Annotated in this window: 20 protein-coding genes and 1 other RNA gene; 12 read left to right on the plus strand and 9 right to left on the minus strand. The window is 69.2% G+C overall.

The window, feature by feature from the left end; translation table 11 throughout:
- Window positions 1-121: 121 nt before the first annotated feature.
- Window positions 122-1372 carry a 3-methyl-2-oxobutanoate dehydrogenase (2-methylpropanoyl-transferring) subunit alpha gene (locus APY03_RS22900; RefSeq protein ID WP_068680371.1) on the minus strand — a complete coding sequence of 417 codons (1251 nt, stop codon included), beginning with the start codon at window positions 1370-1372 and terminating at the stop codon, window positions 122-124.
- Window positions 1373-1480: 108 nt separating this feature from the next.
- A complete protein-coding gene (locus tag APY03_RS22905; RefSeq protein WP_068680376.1) occupies window positions 1481-2482 on the minus strand; it encodes a Bug family tripartite tricarboxylate transporter substrate binding protein in 1002 nt (333 codons plus the stop codon).
- A gap of 130 nt (window positions 2483-2612) precedes the next feature.
- On the opposite strand from APY03_RS22905, the gene APY03_RS22910 reads away from it, so the two are divergent.
- Together APY03_RS22910 and APY03_RS22915 are read left to right on the plus strand one after the other, a co-directional pair.
- A complete protein-coding gene (locus APY03_RS22910) occupies window positions 2613-4271 on the plus strand; it encodes an MBL fold metallo-hydrolase (RefSeq protein ID WP_068680378.1) in 1659 nt (552 codons plus the stop codon).
- A complete protein-coding gene (locus APY03_RS22915) occupies window positions 4268-4975 on the plus strand; it encodes an RNA pseudouridine synthase (protein ID WP_068680380.1) in 708 nt (235 codons plus the stop codon). Before APY03_RS22910 ends, APY03_RS22915 begins: the two co-directional genes overlap by 4 nt.
- A 57-nt stretch (window positions 4976-5032) precedes the next feature.
- Here the strand turns inward: APY03_RS22915 and rnpB are convergent.
- An RNA gene (gene rnpB, locus APY03_RS22920) (RNase P RNA component class A) lies at window positions 5033-5359 on the minus strand.
- A gap of 89 nt (window positions 5360-5448) precedes the next feature.
- Between rnpB and cysK the strand changes: the two genes are divergently transcribed.
- Together cysK and APY03_RS22930 are read left to right on the plus strand one after the other, a co-directional pair.
- Window positions 5449-6369, plus strand: a complete 921-nt coding sequence (cysK, locus tag APY03_RS22925) for a cysteine synthase A (protein WP_068680382.1) — start codon at window positions 5449-5451, stop codon at window positions 6367-6369.
- A gap of 64 nt (window positions 6370-6433) precedes the next feature.
- A complete protein-coding gene (locus APY03_RS22930; RefSeq protein WP_068680384.1) occupies window positions 6434-8089 on the plus strand; it encodes an NAD(P)/FAD-dependent oxidoreductase in 1656 nt (551 codons plus the stop codon).
- A gap of 28 nt (window positions 8090-8117) precedes the next feature.
- On the opposite strand, the gene htpX is transcribed toward APY03_RS22930, so the two are convergent.
- Together htpX and APY03_RS22940 are read right to left on the minus strand one after the other, a co-directional pair.
- Complete coding sequence (htpX, locus tag APY03_RS22935; protein WP_068680386.1) at window positions 8118-8996, minus strand: protease HtpX; 879 nt, start codon at window positions 8994-8996, stop codon at window positions 8118-8120.
- Window positions 8997-9181: 185 nt separating this feature from the next.
- Window positions 9182-9982 (minus strand): IclR family transcriptional regulator domain-containing protein, encoded by an 801-nt coding sequence (locus APY03_RS22940; RefSeq protein WP_068680388.1) that lies wholly within the window; start codon window positions 9980-9982, stop codon window positions 9182-9184.
- A gap of 82 nt (window positions 9983-10064) precedes the next feature.
- On the opposite strand from APY03_RS22940, the gene APY03_RS22945 reads away from it, so the two are divergent.
- From APY03_RS22945 to APY03_RS22965, 5 genes are all read left to right on the plus strand, one after another.
- Window positions 10065-11033, plus strand: a complete 969-nt coding sequence (locus APY03_RS22945; protein ID WP_068680390.1) for a Bug family tripartite tricarboxylate transporter substrate binding protein — start codon at window positions 10065-10067, stop codon at window positions 11031-11033.
- A 10-nt stretch (window positions 11034-11043) separates the two neighbouring features.
- On the plus strand, window positions 11044-12285 hold the full coding sequence (locus APY03_RS22950) for an aromatic ring-hydroxylating dioxygenase subunit alpha (protein ID WP_068680394.1): 1242 nt from the start codon (window positions 11044-11046) through the stop codon (window positions 12283-12285).
- Window positions 12286-12335: 50 nt separating this feature from the next.
- Window positions 12336-12800, plus strand: a complete 465-nt coding sequence (locus tag APY03_RS22955) for an aromatic-ring-hydroxylating dioxygenase subunit beta (RefSeq protein ID WP_068680396.1) — start codon at window positions 12336-12338, stop codon at window positions 12798-12800.
- Between the two features lie 77 nt (window positions 12801-12877).
- A complete protein-coding gene (locus tag APY03_RS22960) occupies window positions 12878-13837 on the plus strand; it encodes a PdxA family dehydrogenase (protein ID WP_068680668.1) in 960 nt (319 codons plus the stop codon).
- Window positions 13834-14871: a 2Fe-2S iron-sulfur cluster-binding protein gene (locus APY03_RS22965; protein ID WP_068680398.1), complete on the plus strand. Its 1038-nt coding sequence runs from the start codon at window positions 13834-13836 to the stop codon at window positions 14869-14871. The genes APY03_RS22960 and APY03_RS22965 overlap by 4 nt, the downstream gene beginning before the upstream one ends.
- On the opposite strand, the gene APY03_RS22970 is transcribed toward APY03_RS22965, so the two are convergent.
- The 3 genes from APY03_RS22970 to pyrC form a co-directional block, all read right to left on the minus strand.
- Window positions 14843-15538 (minus strand): DUF3025 domain-containing protein, encoded by a 696-nt coding sequence (locus tag APY03_RS22970; RefSeq protein ID WP_083944530.1) that lies wholly within the window; start codon window positions 15536-15538, stop codon window positions 14843-14845. The two genes, APY03_RS22965 and APY03_RS22970, sit on opposite strands and share 29 nt — an antisense overlap.
- Before the next feature lie 76 nt (window positions 15539-15614).
- Window positions 15615-16331, minus strand: coding sequence for an NYN domain-containing protein (locus APY03_RS22975; RefSeq protein ID WP_102905168.1), 717 nt, complete (start codon window positions 16329-16331; stop codon window positions 15615-15617).
- On the minus strand, window positions 16328-17368 hold the full coding sequence (pyrC, locus tag APY03_RS22980) for a dihydroorotase (RefSeq protein ID WP_068680401.1): 1041 nt from the start codon (window positions 17366-17368) through the stop codon (window positions 16328-16330). The genes APY03_RS22975 and pyrC overlap by 4 nt, the downstream gene beginning before the upstream one ends.
- Before the next feature lie 149 nt (window positions 17369-17517).
- Between pyrC and APY03_RS40490 the strand changes: the two genes are divergently transcribed.
- The 3 genes from APY03_RS40490 to APY03_RS22995 all read left to right on the plus strand — a co-directional run bounded on the left by APY03_RS40490 (window position 17518) and on the right by APY03_RS22995 (window position 18562).
- Window positions 17518-17805, plus strand: coding sequence for a type II toxin-antitoxin system RelE/ParE family toxin (locus APY03_RS40490; protein ID WP_083944520.1), 288 nt, complete (start codon window positions 17518-17520; stop codon window positions 17803-17805).
- Between the two features lie 10 nt (window positions 17806-17815).
- Window positions 17816-18133 carry an addiction module antidote protein gene (locus tag APY03_RS22990; protein WP_068680403.1) on the plus strand — a complete coding sequence of 106 codons (318 nt, stop codon included), beginning with the start codon at window positions 17816-17818 and terminating at the stop codon, window positions 18131-18133.
- A gap of 120 nt (window positions 18134-18253) precedes the next feature.
- Entirely contained in the window at window positions 18254-18562 is a 309-nt protein-coding gene (locus APY03_RS22995; RefSeq protein WP_068680404.1) for a DUF1330 domain-containing protein, read from the plus strand.
- Here APY03_RS22995 and APY03_RS23000 read toward each other — a convergent pair.
- On the minus strand, window positions 18538-18857 hold a 320-nt coding region (locus tag APY03_RS23000), incomplete at its 5' end, for a hypothetical protein (RefSeq protein ID WP_198161279.1). The genes APY03_RS22995 and APY03_RS23000 overlap by 25 nt on opposite strands.

Below are 18857 nucleotides of genomic sequence, written 5' to 3' on the forward strand. Positions count from 1 at the left end.
AGCCTCAACACAACAGCAACGTCCGAATCACCCGACAGCAAGCCCCACCCCCACCTCTCCCCCGACGCGCGAAGGAGCAAGGCCCACGCGCGCAGAAGCGGCAAAGCAGCGTTCATGCGCATCATCCTTTCTGGAACTGGGCGAGTTGCCGCCGCTGTTCCTCAAGATGCGCCGGCATGACCTCGTAGACGTCCTCGAACATCGCCGCCGGCCCGAACAGATGCCCGTCGGCGAGCGAACCGTAGCGCTCCGCCTCCTTCATCGCCGCACTCACCTGGGCCTCGAGTTCCGACTGCACCTTCCGATGCTCTTCCTCCGACCAGGCGCCGATGCCGCGCAGGTGCTGCGCCAGCCGATCGATCGGATCCCCCAGCGGGAAGTGCTGCCAGTCGTCGGCCGGCCGGTAGCGCGAAGGATCGTCCGAGGTGGAATGGGCGCCCGCACGGTAGGTCACCCATTCGATCAGGGTCGGCCCGAGATTGCTGCGCGCCCGCTGCGCCGCCCACTGCGAAGCCGCGATCACCGCGAGGAAATCGTTGCCGTCCACGCGCAGCGAGGCGATGCCGCAGCCGACGCCGCGTGCGGCGAAGGTGGTGGCCTCGCCGCCCGCAATGGCCTGGAAGGTGGAGATCGCCCACTGGTTGTTGACCACATTGAGGATCACCGGCGCGCGGTACACGTGCGCGAAGGTCAGCGCGGTGTGGAAGTCGGATTCGGCAGTGGCGCCGTCGCCGATCCAGGCCGAGGCGATGCGCGTGTCACCCTTGATCGCCGAGGCCATGCCCCAGCCCACCGCCTGGATGAACTGCGTGGCCAGGTTGCCCGAGACCGAGAAGAAGCCGGCACGCTTCATCGAATAACACACCGGCAACTGCCGCCCCTTGAGCGGGTCGCGCTCGTTGGACATGAGCTCGCAGATCAGGTCCACCATCGACACGTCGTCGCGCGCCAGCAGCAGCCCCTGCTGGCGGTAGGTGGGAAAGCACATGTCGCCTTGCTGGAGCACCAGCGCATGGCCGGTGGCGATGGCCTCCTCGCCCAGGCACTGCATGTAGAAGGAGATCTTCTTCTGCCGCTGCGCGATCAGCATGCGGGCGTCGAAGGTCCGCGTCTTCATCATCGCCAGCAGGCCGCGGCGCAGCAACGCGGCATCGGCCTCGGGCGCCCAGGGCCCGACCGCGCGGCCTTCGTCGTCGAGCACGCGCACCAGCGTGTAGGCCAGGTCGCTGGTGTCGGCCGGCGCGGCCTCCACCGGCGGACGCCGCACCTCGCCGGCACGCGAGAGATGCAGGTAGGAGAAATCGGTCTCCCGGCCCGGCCGGCCAGTCGGCTCCGGGACGTGCAGACGAAGTGGGGGTGCGCCCTGGCTCATCGCGTTGTCTCCGCGTTGTCGTGAGCCAAAGCCTAGCGAATTTCCCGCGCTTGCGCAGCCGGGCAAGTGCGCGAGGAAGCCCTTGACCACCCCCGGGCCGGGGCGGCCTCAATCGATGCTGATCTTCGCCGCCTTCGCCACCTCGGCCCACTTCACCCGGTTGGCATGGACCGTCTGCTTGAACTGGGCGGCCGTCTCGATGCGCACGGTGTTGCCCTGCGCTTCGAACTTCTCGCGGATCTCGGGCTGCTCCAGCACGGCGCGGATCGCGGCGCTGAGCTTGTCGACGATGCGCGCGTCGGTGCCCTTGGGCGCGAACACGCCGAACCAGATCGAGCTGTCGAAGCCCTGCGTGCCTGGAAGGCCGCTGGAGGCGATGGTCGGCACCTCCTTGACCGCCGCCACCGGCTTGGCCGTGGTCACGCCCAGCAGCCGCACCTTGCCCGCCTTGTAATGGGGCAGCACGGTCTGCACCTGGTTCATGATGCAGCAGGTCTCGCCGCGCACCACCGAGGCGATGGCCTCCGGCCCGCCCTTGTAGGGCACGTGGGTCATGTCCAGGCCCAGGCGCGAATTGAACTCGGCAAAGGCCATGTGCGTGCCGGCGCCGTTGCCGGTGGAGGCGTAGTTGTACTTGCCGGGGCTGGCCTTGACGCGGTCGACGAACTCCTTGAGTGTCTTGACGTCGATGACTTCGGGATTGATGGTGAGCACGTTCGAGACATCGAGCACCGGCGCCACCGGCACGAAGTCGGCCTCGACGTCGAAGGGGAGCTTCTTGTACAGCGCGGCGTTGCTGCCGTGCGTGGCCGCCGTGCCGAAAGCCAGGGTGTAGCCGTCGGGCCTGGCGCGCGCCACGTACTCGCTGGCGATGTTGCCGGCGGCGCCGGACTTGTAGTCGATCACCACCGGCTGGCCGAGCTTCTGCGAGAGCGGCTCCTGGATGGTGCGGGCCACCACGTCGACGCCGGAGCCGGCCGGGAAGCCCATGATCAGCGTGACCGGCTGCTGCGGCCAATCGGCCTGGGCGACGGCAAGGGGTGCCGCCAGCACGAGGCCGGCGGCGGCGAGGAGCGAGCGGCGCAGGCGGCCGCGAAGAGAACCAGGCATTTCAGTCCTTCGAAGAGACGGGAGCGAGCCCGCATTGTGGCGCGCGGCTCATGCGCGATCGCATCGAAGCTTATGCAGCAGCAACCATGCCAACTGCAGCGCCCGGCCGGCCTCTCGATAATGACGGCCCATGGCACGCCCCACCCAACAACTCCATTCCGCGCGCGAGCCGGCCGCCGTGCTGCCCGCCGCCACCGTCCTGCTCCTGCGCGACACGCCCGAAGGCCTCGAGATCCTGATGACGCGGCGCTCCGCCAGCGCCAGCTTCGCCCCCGGCGCCTATGTGTTTCCGGGCGGGCGCATCGAGGCCGCGGATGCCGCGGCCCAGGCCGTCGCCACGCGCCGGCCCGCGCAGAGCGATCTGCAGCTCACCCAGTCCGTCGCCGCGGTGCGCGAGTGCTTCGAGGAACTCGGCGTGCTGCTCGCCCGGCATCCTGACGGCCGCCCGGTCGACCCCGACGCCGTCGCGGCCATGGATCGGAGCACCACCTCCGCGGTGGCGCTGGCGCAACAGTGCGCCGCGCGCGGCCTGCTCCTTGCCACCGACCAGGTCTATACGCTGGCCCACTGGATCACCGACCGCGACCTGCCCAAGCGCTTCGACGTGCCCTTCCTGGTGGCGCGCATGCCCGAGGGCCAGACGCCGGTGGCCGACGAGACCGAGCAGTTCGAGCCCTGCTGGGTGCGGCCGGGCGATGCGCTGGCGCGGCACCAGGCGGGCGGCTTCTTCATGATCTTCCCGACGCTGCGCACCCTGGAGCGGCTGGCGTCCTACGAAACGGTGGACGCGGTGCTCGACGCCTGCGCGAATCGGCCGGGCGGCGAAGGCCCGCTGTGGACCAGCTGCCCGCGCGCCGGCCTGCTGCGCGGCAAGGAAGCGCGCTACATGGAGCACGAGTCGCCCTACGGCGAACTGGCGCTGGTCAGCCCCGACGGCCAGATCGTCCATGAGCTCGGCTGGCAGACGGAGGCGCCGGTGGCGCTTCTGAAGAATCTGCGGCGCCTGACCGCGCCCAACCCCGGCGCGATGACCGGCCCCGGCACCAACAGCTACATCGTGGGCGACGCGGCCAGCGGCTACATCGTGATCGACCCGGGCCCGAACGACCCCGCCCACATCGAGCGGCTGCGGCAGGCCACCGGCGGCGATATCCGCCTGATCGTCTGCACCCATTCGCATGCCGACCATTCCCCGGGCGCGGCGCCGCTGCAGGCGCTGTGCGCGCCCAAGCCGCCCATCCTCGGCCTGCCTTCGGCGCCGACCGCGCGCCCGTCTTCGCACTTCGTGCCCGAGCGCGTGCTGCAGGACGGCGAGCGCCTGGTGCTGCAGGACGGCCAAGGCACGACGCACACGCTGCGCGCCGTGCACACGCCCGGCCATGCGGCCAACCACCTGTGCCTGGTGCTGGAGGAAGACGGCCTGCTCTTTTCCGGCGACCATGTGCTCAACGGCAGCACCACGGTGATCGATCCGCCCGACGGCAACATGAACGCCTACCTCGATTCGCTCGACCGGCTCGACGCGGTCTGCGCCGAAGGCGGCATCCGCTTCATCCTGCCGGCGCACGGCCATGTGCTGGGCGAGGCGCGCGCCGCCATCGCCTACTTGAAGGCGCATCGCCTGAAGCGTGAGGCCAGGATCGCCGCCGCCATGGAGCGCCTGCCGCACGGCGCCCCCGAGGACTGGCTGCCGCTCGCCTACGACGACGTGCCGCAGCGGATGTGGCCGGTGGCCGCGCGCTCGCTGGCCGCCCACGTGGAGCGCATCCGCCAGCGCGCGCTGCAATGAACGACACCGACGAAGGCATCCGCCTGGCCAAGCGCGTGGCCGCGCTGGCCGGCTGCTCGCGGCGCGAGGCCGAGCTGCTGATCGAGAACGGCGCGGTGCGCGTCGACGGCGAGCCGGCGCTGCTGCCGCAGTCGCGCGTGCAGCCGCACCAGCAGGTCGAGATCGAGGCAGGCGCGCGGCCCGCGCCGGTGGTGCCGGTCACGCTGCTGCTGCACAAGCCGGCCGGCACGGCGATGGAGCAGGCGCACCGCCTGCTCGTTCCCGCGAACCACCACGCGCCCGAGCGCGCGGGGCTGCGCTTCCTGCCGCGCCACGTCGCGGCGCAGCGCGGCATGACGCCGCTGGAGACCGGCGCCAGCGGCCTGGTCGTCTTCACGCAGGAATGGCGTATCGAGCGCAAGCTGCACGAAGACGCGGGGCTGCTGGAACACGAGGTCATCGCCGACGTGGCCGGCCCCGTGGGACCCGAGCAGTTGGCGCGGCTGAACCAGGCACCGGCACGCGTCAGCGTCAGCCAGCAGGCGGAGGGGCACACCGGCCTGCGCTTCGCCGTCAAGGGACTTCAGCCGGGCCAGATCGCGCACCAGTGCCAGGCAGTCGGCCTGCAACTGCTGGGCATGCGGCGCCTGCGCATCGGCCGGGTGGCGCTGGCGGGACTGCTGCCCGGCCAATGGCGCTATCTGCTGCCGAACGAACGCTTCTGAGCTCCTGGCCTGCGCGGTGCGGTGGCCGGCGGCCGTTCGAGCCCGATCCTGAAGAAAGTGTGAAGCGCGCCTGTAAGCCGGATTCTGTGCGCTGGAGTTTCCTCCAACGTGACCGCCATTACTCTGGGCCGTCTGTCACCAGACGGCTCGGTGCCACCTACCCGCCAGCTCTGCGGAACCACATCGACGCTGGCCTACTTGGTGTTGCTGCGCGCAGAGATTGCCCGTTTCACCCGGCCGGGTTGCCCCGGCCGACTCGTCTCTGTTGCTCTGATCCTCACCTCGCGGTGGAGAGCCGTTAGCTCCTGCGCTGTCCTGTGCAGTCCGGACTTTCCTCCAGTGCGCCCTTTCGGGACTTGCACCAGCGGCGGTCCGGCGCGCTTCACGGCCGCGATTATGTCGCCTGCAGGCACGGTCGCCCCGACTCCTCCAGAATGGCCGCTTTGTCCCACCGGCCATCCAAAGGAGATCGAATGAAAGCCCAGAACATCCTGCAGACCATCGGCAGCACGCCGCACGTGCGCATCCAGCGCCTGTTCGGCCATGCGACGCAAGAGGTGTGGATCAAGTGCGAACGCGCCAACCCCGGCGGCTCGATCAAGGACCGCATCGCGCTGGCCATGGTCGAGGAGGCCGAGCGCTCCGGTGCACTGAAGCCCGGGGGCACCATCGTCGAGCCCACCTCGGGCAACACCGGCATCGGCCTGGCGATGGTCGCCGCGGTCAAGGGCTACAAGCTGGTCCTGGTGATGCCCGACAGCATGTCGGTCGAGCGCCGGCGCCTGATGCTGGCCTACGGCGCCAGCTTCGACCTGACACCGCGCGAGAAGGGCATGAAGGGCTCGATCGCACGTGCCGAGGAGATCGTGGCCGGCACGCCGGACGCCTGGATGCCGCAGCAGTTCGACAACCCGGCCAATGTGGAGGTGCATGCGCGCACCACCGCCGAGGAGATCGCGGCCGACTTTCCCGACGGCATCGACGTGCTGATCACCGGCGTGGGCACCGGCGGCCACATCACCGGCTGCGCACGCGTGCTGAAGAAGAAGTGGCCCAGGCTGAAGGTCTTTGCTGTGGAGCCGGTGGCGTCGCCCGTGATCTCCGGCGGCGCGCCTTCGCCGCACCCGATCCAGGGCATCGGCGCCGGCTTCATCCCGAAGAACCTCGATACCGAACTGCTCGACGGCGTGATCCAGGTCGACGCCGAGCCCGCGCGCGAGATGGCGCGGCGCTGCGCCGCGGAAGAGGGCATGCTCGTCGGCATCTCCTCCGGCGCCACGCTCACCGCGATCGCACAGAAGCTGCCGGAGCTGGCGCGCGATGCGGTGGTGCTGGGGTTCAACTACGACACGGGGGAGCGGTATCTGTCGGTGGAGGGGTTCCTGCCGGCATAGCGCCACGCTGCGACAATCGCGGCTCCCCAAGCGCCACCTGCCCGATCACCACGGGCCGCCCGCCATGATCCGCGTCTCCGAACTCAAGCTCCCTCTCGACCACGCGCCCGAGGCATTGCCGGCGCTGGTCGCGTCCACGCTGGGCATCGCGCCCGGCGACATCGCCTCCCACACCGTCTACAAGCGCAGCTTCGATGCGCGCAAGGCCGAGCTGCTCACGGTCTACATCGTCGACGTGGCGCTCGCCGATGCGCAAGCCGAGGCGGCCGTGCTGGCCAAGCATGCGGGACGTCCGCATGTGCAGCCCGCGCCCGACATGGCCTATCGCCTGCCCGCGCGAGCGGCCCAGGACGCGCCCCGCCCGGTCGTCGTGGGCTTCGGCCCTTGCGGCATCTTCTGCGCGTTGATGCTCGCGCAGATGGGCTTCAGGCCCATCGTGCTGGAGCGCGGCAAGACCGTGCGACAGCGCACCAGGGACACCTGGGGCCTGTGGCGCAAGAGCACGCTGAACCCGGAGTCCAACGTGCAGTTCGGCGAGGGCGGCGCCGGCACCTTCTCGGACGGCAAGCTCTACAGCCAGATCAAGGACCCGCGCTTTCTCGGCCGCAAGGTGATGGAGGAGTTCGTCAAGGCCGGCGCGCCGCCGGAAATCCTCTACGTCGCCCATCCGCACATCGGCACCTTCAAGCTGGTGAAGGTGGTGGAGAACATCCGCGAGCAGATCGTCTCGCTGGGCGGCGAGATCCGCTTCGAGCAGCGCGTGACCGACGTGCACATCGAGAACGGGCAGCTGCGCGGCCTGACCGTGCTCGACCAGCGCACCGGTCAAAGCCAGGAACTGCGCGCCGACCATGTGGTGATGGCCCTGGGCCACAGCTCGCGAGACACCTTCGAGATGCTGCATGAGCGCGGCGTGCACATCGAGGCCAAGCCCTTCTCCATCGGCTTCCGCGTGGAGCACCCGCAAGGCCTGATCGACCGCGCGCGCTGGGGCCGGCATGCCGGCCATCCTCTCCTGGGCGCGGCCGACTACAAGCTGGTGCACCACGCGAGCAATGGCCGCTCGGTCTACAGCTTCTGCATGTGCCCGGGGGGCACGGTGGTCGCGGCCACCAGCGAGCCGGGGCGCGTGGTCACCAACGGCATGAGCCAGTATTCGCGCAACGAGCGCAACGCCAACGCGGGGATCGTCGTGGGCATCGATCCGCGCGACTACCCCGGCTGGGAGGACGGCCGCAGCGGATCGCCCCTGGCGGGCATCGCGCTGCAGCGGGCACTGGAAGCCAACGCCTTCGTGCTCGGCGGCAGCGACTATCGCGCACCGGGCCAGCTGGTCGGCGACTTCGTGGCCGGCAAGCCCTCCAGCGCACTCGGCAGTGTCGAGCCCTCGTACAAGCCGGGCGTGACGCCGGGCGACCTGCATGCCGCCCTGCCCGCCTATGCCATCGAGGCCATGCGCGAGGCCTTCCCGGCCTTCGGCCGCAAGATCAAGGGCTTCGACCTGCACGACGCGGTGCTGACAGGGGTCGAGACACGCACCTCTTCGCCGATCAGGATCACGCGCGGCGAAGACTTCCAGAGCCTCAACGTGCGCGGCCTCTACCCGGCGGGCGAAGGCGCGAGCTATGCGGGCGGCATCCTCTCGGCGGGCGTGGACGGCATCAAGGTCGCGGAGGCAGTGGCGCGAGCGACCGCAGAACCCCAGAAAAAAGCCGCCTGACGGCGGCTTCTTCCTCGACCAAGGCTGATCAAGCCTGCGCGCTGTTCTGCAGCGCCGCGATGCGCTCCTCGATCGGCGGGTGCGTCGCAAACAGCTTGCCGATGCTGCCCGTGATGCCCATGGCTTCCACCGCCTTCGGCAGCTCGCCGGCCGGCAGGCCGCCCAGGCGCGCCAGCGCATTCACCATCGGCTGCTTGCGGCCCATCAGCTGCGCCGCTCCGGCGTCTGCGCGGAACTCGCGCTGGCGCGAGAACCAGGCCACCACGATCGCGGCCGCGAAGCCCAGCACGATGTCGAGCACCACCGTGGTGATCATGTAGCCGATGCCGGGGCCCGTGTTGTTGTCGCTGCCGCGGCGCAGGAAGCCGTCGACCGCGTAGCCGATCACGCGCGACAGGAACACGACGAAGGTGTTCATCACGCCCTGGATCAGGGTCATGGTCACCATGTCGCCATTGGCCACGTGCGCCACCTCGTGGCCGATCACGGCCTCGACCTCCTCGCGTGTCATGTTGGCGAGCAGCCCGGTGGACACCGCCACCAGCGAGGAATTCTTGAACGCGCCGGTGGCGAAGGCATTGGGCTCGCCCTCGAAGACGCCGACCTCGGGCATGCCGATGCCGGCCTTGTCGGCGAACTTGCGCACGGTCTGCACGATCCAGGCCTCGTCGGGCGACTGCGGCTCGTTGATGATGCGCACCCCGGCCGTCCACTTGGCCATCGGCTTGCTGATCAGCAGCGAGATGATCGCGCCGCCGAAGCCGATCACCAGCGCGAAGCCAAGCAGCGCCGTGAGGTCGAGCCCGTTGGGCGTGAGGTAGCGGTTGACGCCGAGCAGGCTGGCCACGATGCCCAGCACCGCGACCACCAGCACGTTGGTGAGGACGAACAGAAGGATGCGTTTCAAGCTGATTTCTCCGTGGGTTCAGGCGATGCGCTCGCCGTGGCGAAAAGATGAGGCCCGTCAACGGGGTTTCAAGCGCGACAGCGGGCGGGGGGCGGATCGTTGTCTTGGTTCTGGGCAGCCGCGGCGCCGGGCTTCCGATCGATCATAGGAGCAAAAGTTCGCGCTCCATGAACACGCCACTACGCTCACTCGGGATAAAGCCGGCCACCCAATGTGGCGCTGGCCTTGCGCAGCGCCGGCAGGAAGGCGTCGCGGAACTCGATGAAGCTCATGCGCTCCGTGCGCACCGCGATGCTCATGGCTGCCACCATCGCACCGCTGCGGTCATGCACCGGGACGGCCATGGAGCGCACGCCCAGCTCGAGCTCGCCGTCATTGCCGGCGTAGCCCTCCTCGCGGCATCGCGCGAGCAGCGCCAGCACCGGCTTCAGCTCGTACACGGTGCGCGCGGTGAGCGGCTCCCGCGGCATCGCGCGCACGCGCCGCTCGGCCTCCGCCGGCGGCAGGCTGGCGAGCAGCACGCGCCCCAATGCCGAGCAGTAGGCCGGCAGCCGCGAGCCGATGCCCAGGCCGGTGCTGAGGCTGCGCCGCGCGGTGGAGCGGGCGATGATGATCGCGTGGTCACCCAGCAGCTTGCCGAGCGAGGCCGATTCGCGCGTGCGCTCCGACAACGCATCGAGCAGCGGCTGCGCCAGCGAGGGCGTGGCCCGCGAGGCGAGGTAGGCGTGTGCCACCAGCAGCGCCTTGGGCAACATCCAGAAGCGCTTGCCGTCGCTGTCGAGATAGCCCAGCGCCTGCAGGGTCAGCAGCGAGCGCCGCGCCGAGGCCGGCGAGCAGCCGGTGAGGCGCCCGACCTCGGAAACGGTGAGGCGGCTGTGCTGGCGGCCGAAGCAGGTCAGCACCTCCAGGCCCTTCTGCAGCGAGGCGACGAAATTCTTGCCTTCGACAACGGCATCTCCTGGGGATTCGGCGAGTTTCTTGCGCATAGCGCAAATCTAGCTTGTCCGAGATGGGCGCCGACGGGACACTTCCCCTACCCCGAACGTCTGCCACGGAGACAAGACACCCATGCTGAAAACCTTCGCACGGCGCGCCAGCGCCGCCTGCCTGGCCGGCGCCTGCCTGCTCGGCACTGCCGCTGCCCAAGGCCCCCAGGCGCTGAAACTCGTCGTGCCGTACCCGGCCGGCGGCACCGCCGACATCCTGCCTCGCGTGGTCGCCGAGAAGCTGCGTGCGCAGTTCCCCGGCGGCGTGGTGATCGACAACCGCACCGGCGCGGGCGGCAACATCGGTGCCGAAATGGTGTTCCGCTCGGAGCCCGATGGCAACACCCTGATGGTCTCGCCACCGGCGCCGATCGCGATCAACCAGCACCTCTACAAGAAGCTCTCCTTCGACCCGTCCAAATGGGTGCCCGTCACGGTCCTCGCGACGGTCCCCAACGTGCTGGTGGTGAACCCCAAGCTGCCGGTGAAGAACGTGCAGGAGTTCATCGCCTACGCCAAGGCCAACCCCGGCAAGCTGAGCTACGGCTCGCAGGGCAACGGCACAACCTCGCACCTCACGGCCAGCATGTTCATGCAGCTGACCGGCGTCGAGATGGTCCACATCCCCTACAAGGGCACGGCTCCCGCGCTGGTGGACCTGGTGGGCGGCCAGATCGACGTGTTCTTCGACAACCTCAGTTCCTCGCTGCCCTTCCACCAGGCCGGCAAGCTGCGCATCCTGGGCGTGGCCGACGGCCAGCGCTCGCCAGCCCTGCCCGATGTGCCCACCTTCGCCGAGCAGAAGCTGCCCGCCATGAATGCCGTGACCTGGTTCGCGGTGGTGGCGCCGCCCGGCACGCCGGCGTCCAAGGTCGCCTCGACGCAGAAGGCCATCGCCGACGCGCTGGCACATCCCGAGGTCAAGCAGAAGTTCGCCGAGCAGGGCGCCGAGCCGCGCGGCTGGGACAGTGCCCAGACGGGCAAGTTCATCCAGGCCGAGTCGGCCAAGTGGGACAAGGTCATCAAGAGCGCGAAGGTCTCGCTCGATTGAGGTTGAAGCCATGAACCACAGCGCACCCCAACCCATCCATTGGGCCGGTCCCGGCCTCACGCGCATCCCCTTCGCGCTCTACAGCGACGCGCGGACCGCCGCCGACGAGCAGGCCCGCATCTTCCGCGGCGAGGTGTGGAACTTTCTGTGCCTCGAGGCCGAGCTGCCTGACAGCGGCAGCTACCGCACCACCTTCGCCGGCGAGACGCCGGTGGTGGTGGTGCGCGACGAGGACGGCGAGATCTACGCCTTCGAGAACCGCTGCGCCCACCGCGGCGCCCTCATCGCGCTGGAGAAGTCCGGCCGCGCCGAGAACTTCCAGTGCGTCTACCACGCCTGGAGCTACAGCCGCCAGGGCGACCTGACCGGCGTCGCATTCGAGAAAGGCGTCAAGGGCCAGGGCGGCATGCCGAGCGACTTCTGCAAGGAGACGCACGGCCCGCGCAAGCTGCGCATCGCCACCTTCTGCGGCCTGGTGTTCGGCAGCTTCAGCGAGGACGTGCCCGCCATCGAGGACTACCTGGGCGAGGAGATCTGCGCGCGCATCGAGCGCGTGCTGCACAAGCCGGTGGAGGTCATCGGCCGCTTCACGCAGGCACTGCCCAACAACTGGAAGCTCTACGTCGAGAACGTGAAGGACAGCTACCACGCCAGCCTGCTGCACCTGTTCTTCACCACCTTCGAGCTCAACCGCCTGTCGCAGAAGGGGGGCGTGATCGTCGACGAAAGCGGCGGCCACCACGTGAGCTACTCCATGATCGATCCGGCGGCGGAGAAGGATGCCTCGTACAAGGAGCAGGCGCTGCGCTCCGACAACGACCGCTATCGCCTGAAGGACCCGAGCCTGCTGGCCGGCTTCAAGGAATACGAGGACGGCGTGACGCTGCAGATCCTCTCGGTCTTCCCCGGCTTCGTGCTGCAGCAGATCCAGAACTGCCTGGCGGTGCGCCAGGTGCTGCCCAAGGGCGTGGAGCGCACCGAGCTCAACTGGACCTACCTGGGCTACGCCGACGACACGCCCGAGCAGCGCCGCGTGCGCCTGAAGCAGTCGAACCTGATCGGGCCTGCGGGCTTCATCTCGATGGAGGACGGCGCGGTCGGCGGCTTCGTGCAGCGCGGCATCGCCGGCGCGCGCGACCTGGAAGCGGTGGTCGAGATGGGCGGCGGCAGCACCGAATCGAGCGAGGGGCGCGCCACCGAGGCCTCGGTGCGCGGCTTCTGGAAGGCCTACCGCCACCACATGGGTGCCTGAGTACCCGACTGCCCGAGCAAGAGTGAAAAGAGCGACGAGAGAGACACACGATGATCGACCTGCTGGCGCTGTGCGCCTTCAACGCGGCCTATGCCCACACCATCGACAGCGATGCGCTGGAGCAATGGCCCGGCTACTTCACCGAGGACTGCCACTACCGCATCACGCACGTGGAGAACGAGCGCGAAGGCCTGCCTGCCGGCATCGTCTATGCCGACTCGCGCGCCATGCTGGAGGACCGGATCGCGGCGCTGCGCGAGGCCAACATCTTTGAACGGCAGCGCTACCGGCACCTGTTGGGCATCCCGCTGGTCCAGCAGGCCAGCGCCGACGGCGCCATGGCGAGCACGCCCTTCATGGTGGCGCGCATCATGGCCACCGGCCAGACCGAGGTCTTCGCCACGGGCGTCTACCAGGACCGGTTCGTGCAGCAGGACGGGCGGCTCAAGCTGCAGTCGCGCGTGGCCGTGTGCGACAGCACGGTGACCGACACCTTGCTGGCGCTGCCGCTGTGAGCGCCGCATGGGCGCCCAAAGGCGCGAAGGCCTCCTCGGGGGGCAGCGCAGTACACGAAGTGACAAGCGTGGGGGCACTGACAAGTCCGGTTCGACGGCTCGCGCTTGCCGCGGGCGATCCCAACGGCATCGGCCCCGAGATCGCGCTGAAGGCGCTGGCCGCGCTACCAGCCGATGCGCGCGCGCGCATCACGCTCTTCGGGCCGCCGAGCGTGCTCGAACGCACGGCCGCGCACCTCGGGCTCGCGTCATTGCTGGCGGACCAGTCCGTGATCGGCGCAGGCGAGTTGCCGGCTGAAGCGGCTCGCCCCGGGCACATCGACGCCGCGGCCGGCGCCTCGGCCGTGGCCTCGGCCAGTGCCGCCATCGAGGCCTGCCGGCGCGGCGAGTTCGATGCCGTGGTGGCCTGCCCGCATCACGAGACCGCGATCCACCAGGCCGGCATCACCTTCAGCGGCTACCCTTCGCTGGTGGCGCGCGTCTGCGGCCAGCCGGAAGACAGCGTGTTCCTGATGCTGGTGGGCGGCGGCCTGCGCATCGTGCATGCGACGCTGCACGAAAGCGTGCGCACGGCGCTCGGCCGGCTCACGCCCGGGCTCGTCGCGGATGCAGCACGTGCCGGTGCGCGTGCCTGCGCGCTCCTGGGCGTGGCAGCGCCGTCCATCGGCGTCTTCGGCATCAATCCGCATGCCTCCGAAGGCGGGCTCTTCGGCCCCGAGGACGAGGCCATCGTCGAGCCGGCGGTGCGCGCGCTGCGCGCCGAGGGCCTGCAGGTCGACGGCCCGCGGGGTGCCGACCTGCTGCTGGCACAGCGCAGGCACGACCTCTACGTCGCGATGCTGCACGACCAGGGCCACATCCCCATCAAGCTGCTGGCGCCGAACGCGGCCAGCGCGCTGTCCATCGGCGCCGGGGTGCTGCTGTCCAGCGTGGGCCATGGCAGCGCGATGGACATCGCGGGCCGCGGCATTGCCGATCCGGGCGCCCTGCTTCGCACCATCCATCTGTTGTCCGGCATGGGGAACGCCGCGCCATGAACCATCGGATCGCCATCGCCGGCAGCGAAGTCGCCTTCGACTGCGCCGAGAACCAGAGCGTGCTGGACGCGGCCCTGCGTGCCGGCATCGAACTGCCCTATTCCTGCCGCAAGGGTGTGTGCGGCAACTGCGCCGGCGGCATCGCGCAGGGCGAGGTCGCCGGCCTCGAGGGCGCCTCGATCCGCAACGAGAGCTGCACGCCGGAGCAGGTGCTCTACTGCATGTGCACCCCGACGACCGACTTGCAGATCCAGCCGGCAACCTGGCACCGCATCGACCCCGGCGCGCGCAAGCGCTTCACCGCCAAGGTGTTCCGCAACCAGCTGGCCGCGCCCGACGTATCGGTGCTGCAGCTGCGCCTGCCCGCCGGGCAGCGTGCCAAGTTCCATGCCGGGCAGTACCTGCAGCTCGCGGTGGGCGACGGCAGCACGCGCTGCTACTCGATGGCCAATGCGCCGCACGAGAGCGATGCGCTCACGCTGCACATCCGCCACGTGCCGGGCGGCGCCTTCAGCGCCCGCGTGCCGGGGCTGCAGCAGGGAGACCTGCTCGATGTCGAGCTGCCCTTCGGCGCCGTGACGCTGGACACCGCCTCGACGCGGCCCATCGTCTTCGTGGCCGGCGGCACCGGCTTCGCGCCCATCAAGTCCATCCTCGACGACATGGCGAAGCGCCGCGTCGAACGGCCGGTCACGCTGATCTGGGGCGCGCGCCGCGCCGAGGGCATCTACCTGCGATCGGCGGTGGCGAAGTGGCAGCGCCAATGGCCTGAGTCCTTCCGCTTCATCGCGGCCTTGAGCGAGGAAGCCGCCGAGGACACGGAGGACGCCTTTGCGGGCCGCGTGGACCAGGCCCTGCAGGCCCGCTGCTCCGACCTTGCGGGACACGAGCTCTACTGCTGCGGCTCGCCGGGCATGGTGCAGGCGGTGCGCGAGCTGGCGGTGCGGCAGCTCGGCCTCGCCGCCACCGACTTCCATGCCGATGTGTTCGTCGAGGGACCGGCGCTCAGTGCCGCGGAAACCGCGGCGGCCTGAACACCACCGCGTCGTCGTAGAAGCCGGGCGCCTCGTTGGCCGGCCACCAGCCCGGCACGCCCAGCACGGGCAGCGGCGCGAAGGGCTTGGCCGCGAGGTGCGCGGGCTGCAGGGCGGCCGCGATGGCCGCATCGTCGATCGGGATCGCGCGGCCTGGGTCCGGCGCCCACAGCACATGCGCCGTGAGCGCCTTGCGCGGCACAGCGAGCTTTTCGAGCAAGGCGTGGCCGAAGACCAGCAGCCGCGCCTCTTGCCACAGCCCGCGTTCGCTCACGAAAAGGCGCTGCCAGTCGCGTGCGAGGAGCGCCTGCCACAGTGCAGCGGGCGCATCGAGCACGGCGCCGTTTTCGTCGAACAGCGTCAGCGCATCGCGCAAGGGACCGCGCGTCGCACCGATGCCGGCGCGCGCGATCTCGGCCGCCTGCAACGCGTTGAGCCGTTGCTTGGCGCGCGGGAAATGCAGCCAGACCAGGCCGTTGAGGAAGTCATGCAGGTTGTTGCGGGTCGGCACCTGCGCCGTCCGGAAGATGAAGGCCTCGTAGGCTTCGCCGGCGGGCGCGGCATCGGCATGCACGAAGCGCAGGGGGCCGGCCGGCAGCGCGATGCCCGGCGCCGCACCCGACAGCGCCGCCGCCGCGTCGTCGCCCTGCGCCAGGGACGCCGCCATCGCCGCTGCCCGCGGCGCATAGGGCGCGAGCCAGGGCCGGTTGAGGTCGAGGCCCAGTGGCGCGCTCACGGGGCACTCACGACACTGCAGGGCCGACGTACTGCACCTTGTTCGGCGTCTTCTCAGGCGTCAGCAGGAACAGCTCCGGGAATTTCTTGAACAGCTTGGGCGAGCTCGCGCTCTTGCCCAGCAGCTTGGAGCCCCGCAGGCGCTCGGCCGCGTGATTGAGCTCGACCTTGTCGCCGCGCAGGAGCTCGGGCACCGCATCGAGGATGCGCAGCACGTCGTCCGGCAGCACGGGCGCCGGCGGCGCGACCTCCTGCGCCTTGGCGCGTCGCGCGCGGGCGGGTCGCTTGACCGGGGCGGGTCGGCCGGCGGACTGGTGTTGCAGATCGATGAAGCTGTCGTAGACCGCCACGGTCTCTTCGCCCGTCTTGCCCTGCTGGCCGATGCCGCAGACACGGCAGCCCTTCTCGCGCAGGCGGATCACCAGCGGCGCGAAGTCAGAATCGGAGGACACCAGCACCACGAGATCGGGCCGCTCCGCCACCACGAGGTCCATGGCGTCGACCGCGAGCGCGATGTCGGTGCTGTTCTTGCCCGAGGCCAGGTTGACCATCGGCCGCACCGAGAGGCGCTTGAAGAGCGCCTGGTGCTTGAGCGCGGTCTCGGCATTGCAGTAGGCACGGCGCACGTGGATCGCGCCCTGTTCGGCCAGCGTGCGCTGCACCGCCTGCTCGATCACGTCGGCCGAGACGTTGTCGGCGTCGATCAGCAGCATCACCATGCTCATGCCAACCTCCATGCCAGCATCTCGCCGCCGCGCAAGGGTTTGAGCGTGGCCTCGCCATAGGGCAGCGTCTCGGGCACGGTCCAGCTTTCGCGCTTCAGCGTCACGGTGTCGGTGTTGCGCGCCAGGCCGTAGAAGTCGGCGCCGTGGAAACTGGCGAAGCCTTCGAGCTTGTCGAGCGCGCCGGCGTTGTCGAAGGCCTCGGCGTAGAGCTCCAATGCGGTCAGCGCGGTGTAGCAGCCAGCGCAGCCCAGCGCGTGCTCCTTGAGATGCGCCGGGTGCGGCGCGCTGTCGGTGCCGAGGAAGAAGCGCGGGCTGCCGCTGGTGGCCGCCTCGACCAGGGCCACGCGATGGATCTCGCGCTTGAGCACCGGCAGGCAGTAGTAGTGCGGCCGGATGCCGCCGGTGAAGATCGCATTGCGGTTGTAGAGCAGGTGGTGCGCGGTGATGGTGGCGGCGGTGAAGCGGTCCGCGTCGCGCACGTAGTGGGCGCCCTCCTTCGTCGTCAGGTGCTCGAACACGATCTTGAGTTCGGGGAAGTCGCGGCGCAGCGGGATCAAGACGCGCTCGATGAAGACGGCCTCTCGGTCGAAGAGATCGACCGCGGGGTCGGTCACCTCGCCATGCACCAGCAGCAGCAGGCCGTGCTTCTGCATGGCTTCGAGCGTCGGGTAGGTCTTGCGGATGTCGGTCACGCCGGCATCGCTGTTGGTGGTCGCGCCGGCGGGGTAGAGCTTGAGCGCGCACACGCCGGCAGCGGCGGCGCGCGGGATCTCCTCGGGGGGCAGCTTGTCCGTGAGGTACAGCGACATGACCGGCTCGAAGTCCAGGCCCTCCGGCACGGCGGCGCGGATGCGGTCGCGGTAGGCCTTGGCCTGCTCGGCGGTGGTCACCGGCGGACGCAGGTTGGGCATGATCAGCGCGCGGCCGAACTGGCGTGCCGAATGCGGCACCACCGCTTGCAGGGCGGCGCCGTCGCGCACATGGAGGTGCCAGTCGTCGGGGCGGATGAGGGTGAGGGTCGGGGCGGGGCTGGTCATGACGTGCATTGTCCCATTGGGGTCCGAGAAGGCAGCGAGTCTGAACAATTGTTGCTGCGTGCTCGCAAAGGCCGGCCACCGTACTTACGATGCCGCGCCTTCAAGTCCCGGCTGTTGCCGTCACTTGTATCCTATGGGATACACTATCCATGCGCATACATGTCACCGATATTTATCATCAATGGATCAACACCCTCACGGACCGCGCAGGCCGCGCTCGAATCCAGGTGCGGGTGGATCGATTGGCACACGGCAATCCAGGCCAGCACCGTTACCTGAGCGGTGGCGTGTCCGAGTTGAAGATTGATTTCGGTCCCGGATACCGTGTCTACTACACCGAGAGAGATAGCGAACTGATCATTCTTCTTGCCGGTGGCGACAAATCGACGCAGCAACGCGATATCGAGGCAGCCATCGCGCTTGCCAGGAATCTCTAGGAGTACCCGCATGGCCAGAACGCCAGTCAGATCCGCCCCGAAGCTCAGGACCACGCCCTACGATGTGGCCGAGCAGCTGCGCACGCCCGAAGAGATGGCCGCCTACCTCGATGCCTGGCTCGCCGAGGCGCCAGACGACGCGGCAGGCATTGCGCGCGCATTGGGCGACATCGCCCGTGCCAAGGGCATGTCCCAGGTGGCACGCGACACCGGACTCAGCCGCGAAAGCCTCTACAAGGCCTTGAGCGAAAACGGCAATCCGAGCTTTGCCACCGTCCTCAAGGTCGCACGGGCGCTGGGAATGCGGCTGCACGCAGAAGCGGCGTGATATCGCCGCAGGTCAACGGCCCTCGCCCCGCTCCAGCTCGAACACGCTGACCACCTGCGAGATGGCGGCTGCCGCGGAGCGCCACCCCAAACTCCCAACCCTGGTCAATCGGAGAACCCTATGTCAAAGGGCTACTGGATCGCACGGGTCGATGTTGCCGACCCTGAAAAGTACAAGGCCTACATCGCGGCCAATGCCGAGCCGTTCAGGAAGTTCGGCGCCCGCTTCCTGGTGCGCGCGGGCGACTTCGAGAATCCGGAAGGGACGAGCCGCAGCCGCAACGTGGTGATCGAGTTCCCTTCCTACCAGGATGCGCTGGATTGCTGGAAATCGCCCGAGTACCAGGCGGCCATCGCGCTGAGGGCGTCGCCGGTATCGACCATCGACCTGGTCATCATCGAGGGCTACGACGGGCCGCAGCCGGGCTGATGCGTGCGATGGACGTCGTCCTGGTCCATGGCATCTTCGACAACGGCGCGATCTAACGGCGCCTGGCCGACGCGCTCGCCGACGCGGGACACCGATGCTGGGTGCCGGCGCTCAAGTCGGCGGACGGTAGAACCGGGATCGAGGACCTTGCCGCCAAACTCCATGCGTACATCGACCGGCATCTGGGCAGCGATGCCGAGGTGGCTCTCGTCGGCTTCAGCATGGGGTGCATCGTTCGGCGTCAAGCCGTACACATTCGCGGCGTTGAGACCGAATATCTTGGCCCGCAGCGCAG

The organism is Variovorax sp. WDL1, assembly GCF_001541225.1.
Taxonomy (GTDB): domain Bacteria; phylum Pseudomonadota; class Gammaproteobacteria; order Burkholderiales; family Burkholderiaceae_C; genus Variovorax.

Excerpts from the sequence above, each read along its gene's own strand:
- APY03_RS22900 (WP_068680371.1), bottom strand. The coding sequence starts at position 1,372 with ATGAGCCAGGGCGCACCCCCACTTCGTCTGCACGTCCCGGAGCCGACT.
- APY03_RS22905 (WP_068680376.1), bottom strand. The coding sequence starts at position 2,482 with ATGCCTGGTTCTCTTCGCGGCCGCCTGCGCCGCTCGCTCCTCGCCGCC.
- APY03_RS22910 (WP_068680378.1), top strand. The coding sequence starts at position 2,613 with ATGGCACGCCCCACCCAACAACTCCATTCCGCGCGCGAGCCGGCCGCC.
- APY03_RS22915 (WP_068680380.1), top strand. The coding sequence starts at position 4,268 with ATGAACGACACCGACGAAGGCATCCGCCTGGCCAAGCGCGTGGCCGCG.
- cysK (WP_068680382.1), top strand. The coding sequence starts at position 5,449 with ATGAAAGCCCAGAACATCCTGCAGACCATCGGCAGCACGCCGCACGTG.
- APY03_RS22930 (WP_068680384.1), top strand. The coding sequence starts at position 6,434 with ATGATCCGCGTCTCCGAACTCAAGCTCCCTCTCGACCACGCGCCCGAG.
- APY03_RS22940 (WP_068680388.1), bottom strand. The coding sequence starts at position 9,982 with ATGCGCAAGAAACTCGCCGAATCCCCAGGAGATGCCGTTGTCGAAGGC.
- APY03_RS22945 (WP_068680390.1), top strand. The coding sequence starts at position 10,065 with ATGCTGAAAACCTTCGCACGGCGCGCCAGCGCCGCCTGCCTGGCCGGC.
- APY03_RS22950 (WP_068680394.1), top strand. The coding sequence starts at position 11,044 with ATGAACCACAGCGCACCCCAACCCATCCATTGGGCCGGTCCCGGCCTC.
- APY03_RS22955 (WP_068680396.1), top strand. The coding sequence starts at position 12,336 with ATGATCGACCTGCTGGCGCTGTGCGCCTTCAACGCGGCCTATGCCCAC.
- APY03_RS22965 (WP_068680398.1), top strand. The coding sequence starts at position 13,834 with ATGAACCATCGGATCGCCATCGCCGGCAGCGAAGTCGCCTTCGACTGC.
- APY03_RS22970 (WP_083944530.1), bottom strand. The coding sequence starts at position 15,538 with ATGGCGGCGTCCCTGGCGCAGGGCGACGACGCGGCGGCGGCGCTGTCG.
- APY03_RS22975 (WP_102905168.1), bottom strand. The coding sequence starts at position 16,331 with ATGAGCATGGTGATGCTGCTGATCGACGCCGACAACGTCTCGGCCGAC.
- pyrC (WP_068680401.1), bottom strand. The coding sequence starts at position 17,368 with ATGACCAGCCCCGCCCCGACCCTCACCCTCATCCGCCCCGACGACTGG.
- APY03_RS40490 (WP_083944520.1), top strand. The coding sequence starts at position 17,518 with ATGCGCATACATGTCACCGATATTTATCATCAATGGATCAACACCCTC.
- APY03_RS22990 (WP_068680403.1), top strand. The coding sequence starts at position 17,816 with ATGGCCAGAACGCCAGTCAGATCCGCCCCGAAGCTCAGGACCACGCCC.
- APY03_RS22995 (WP_068680404.1), top strand. The coding sequence starts at position 18,254 with ATGTCAAAGGGCTACTGGATCGCACGGGTCGATGTTGCCGACCCTGAA.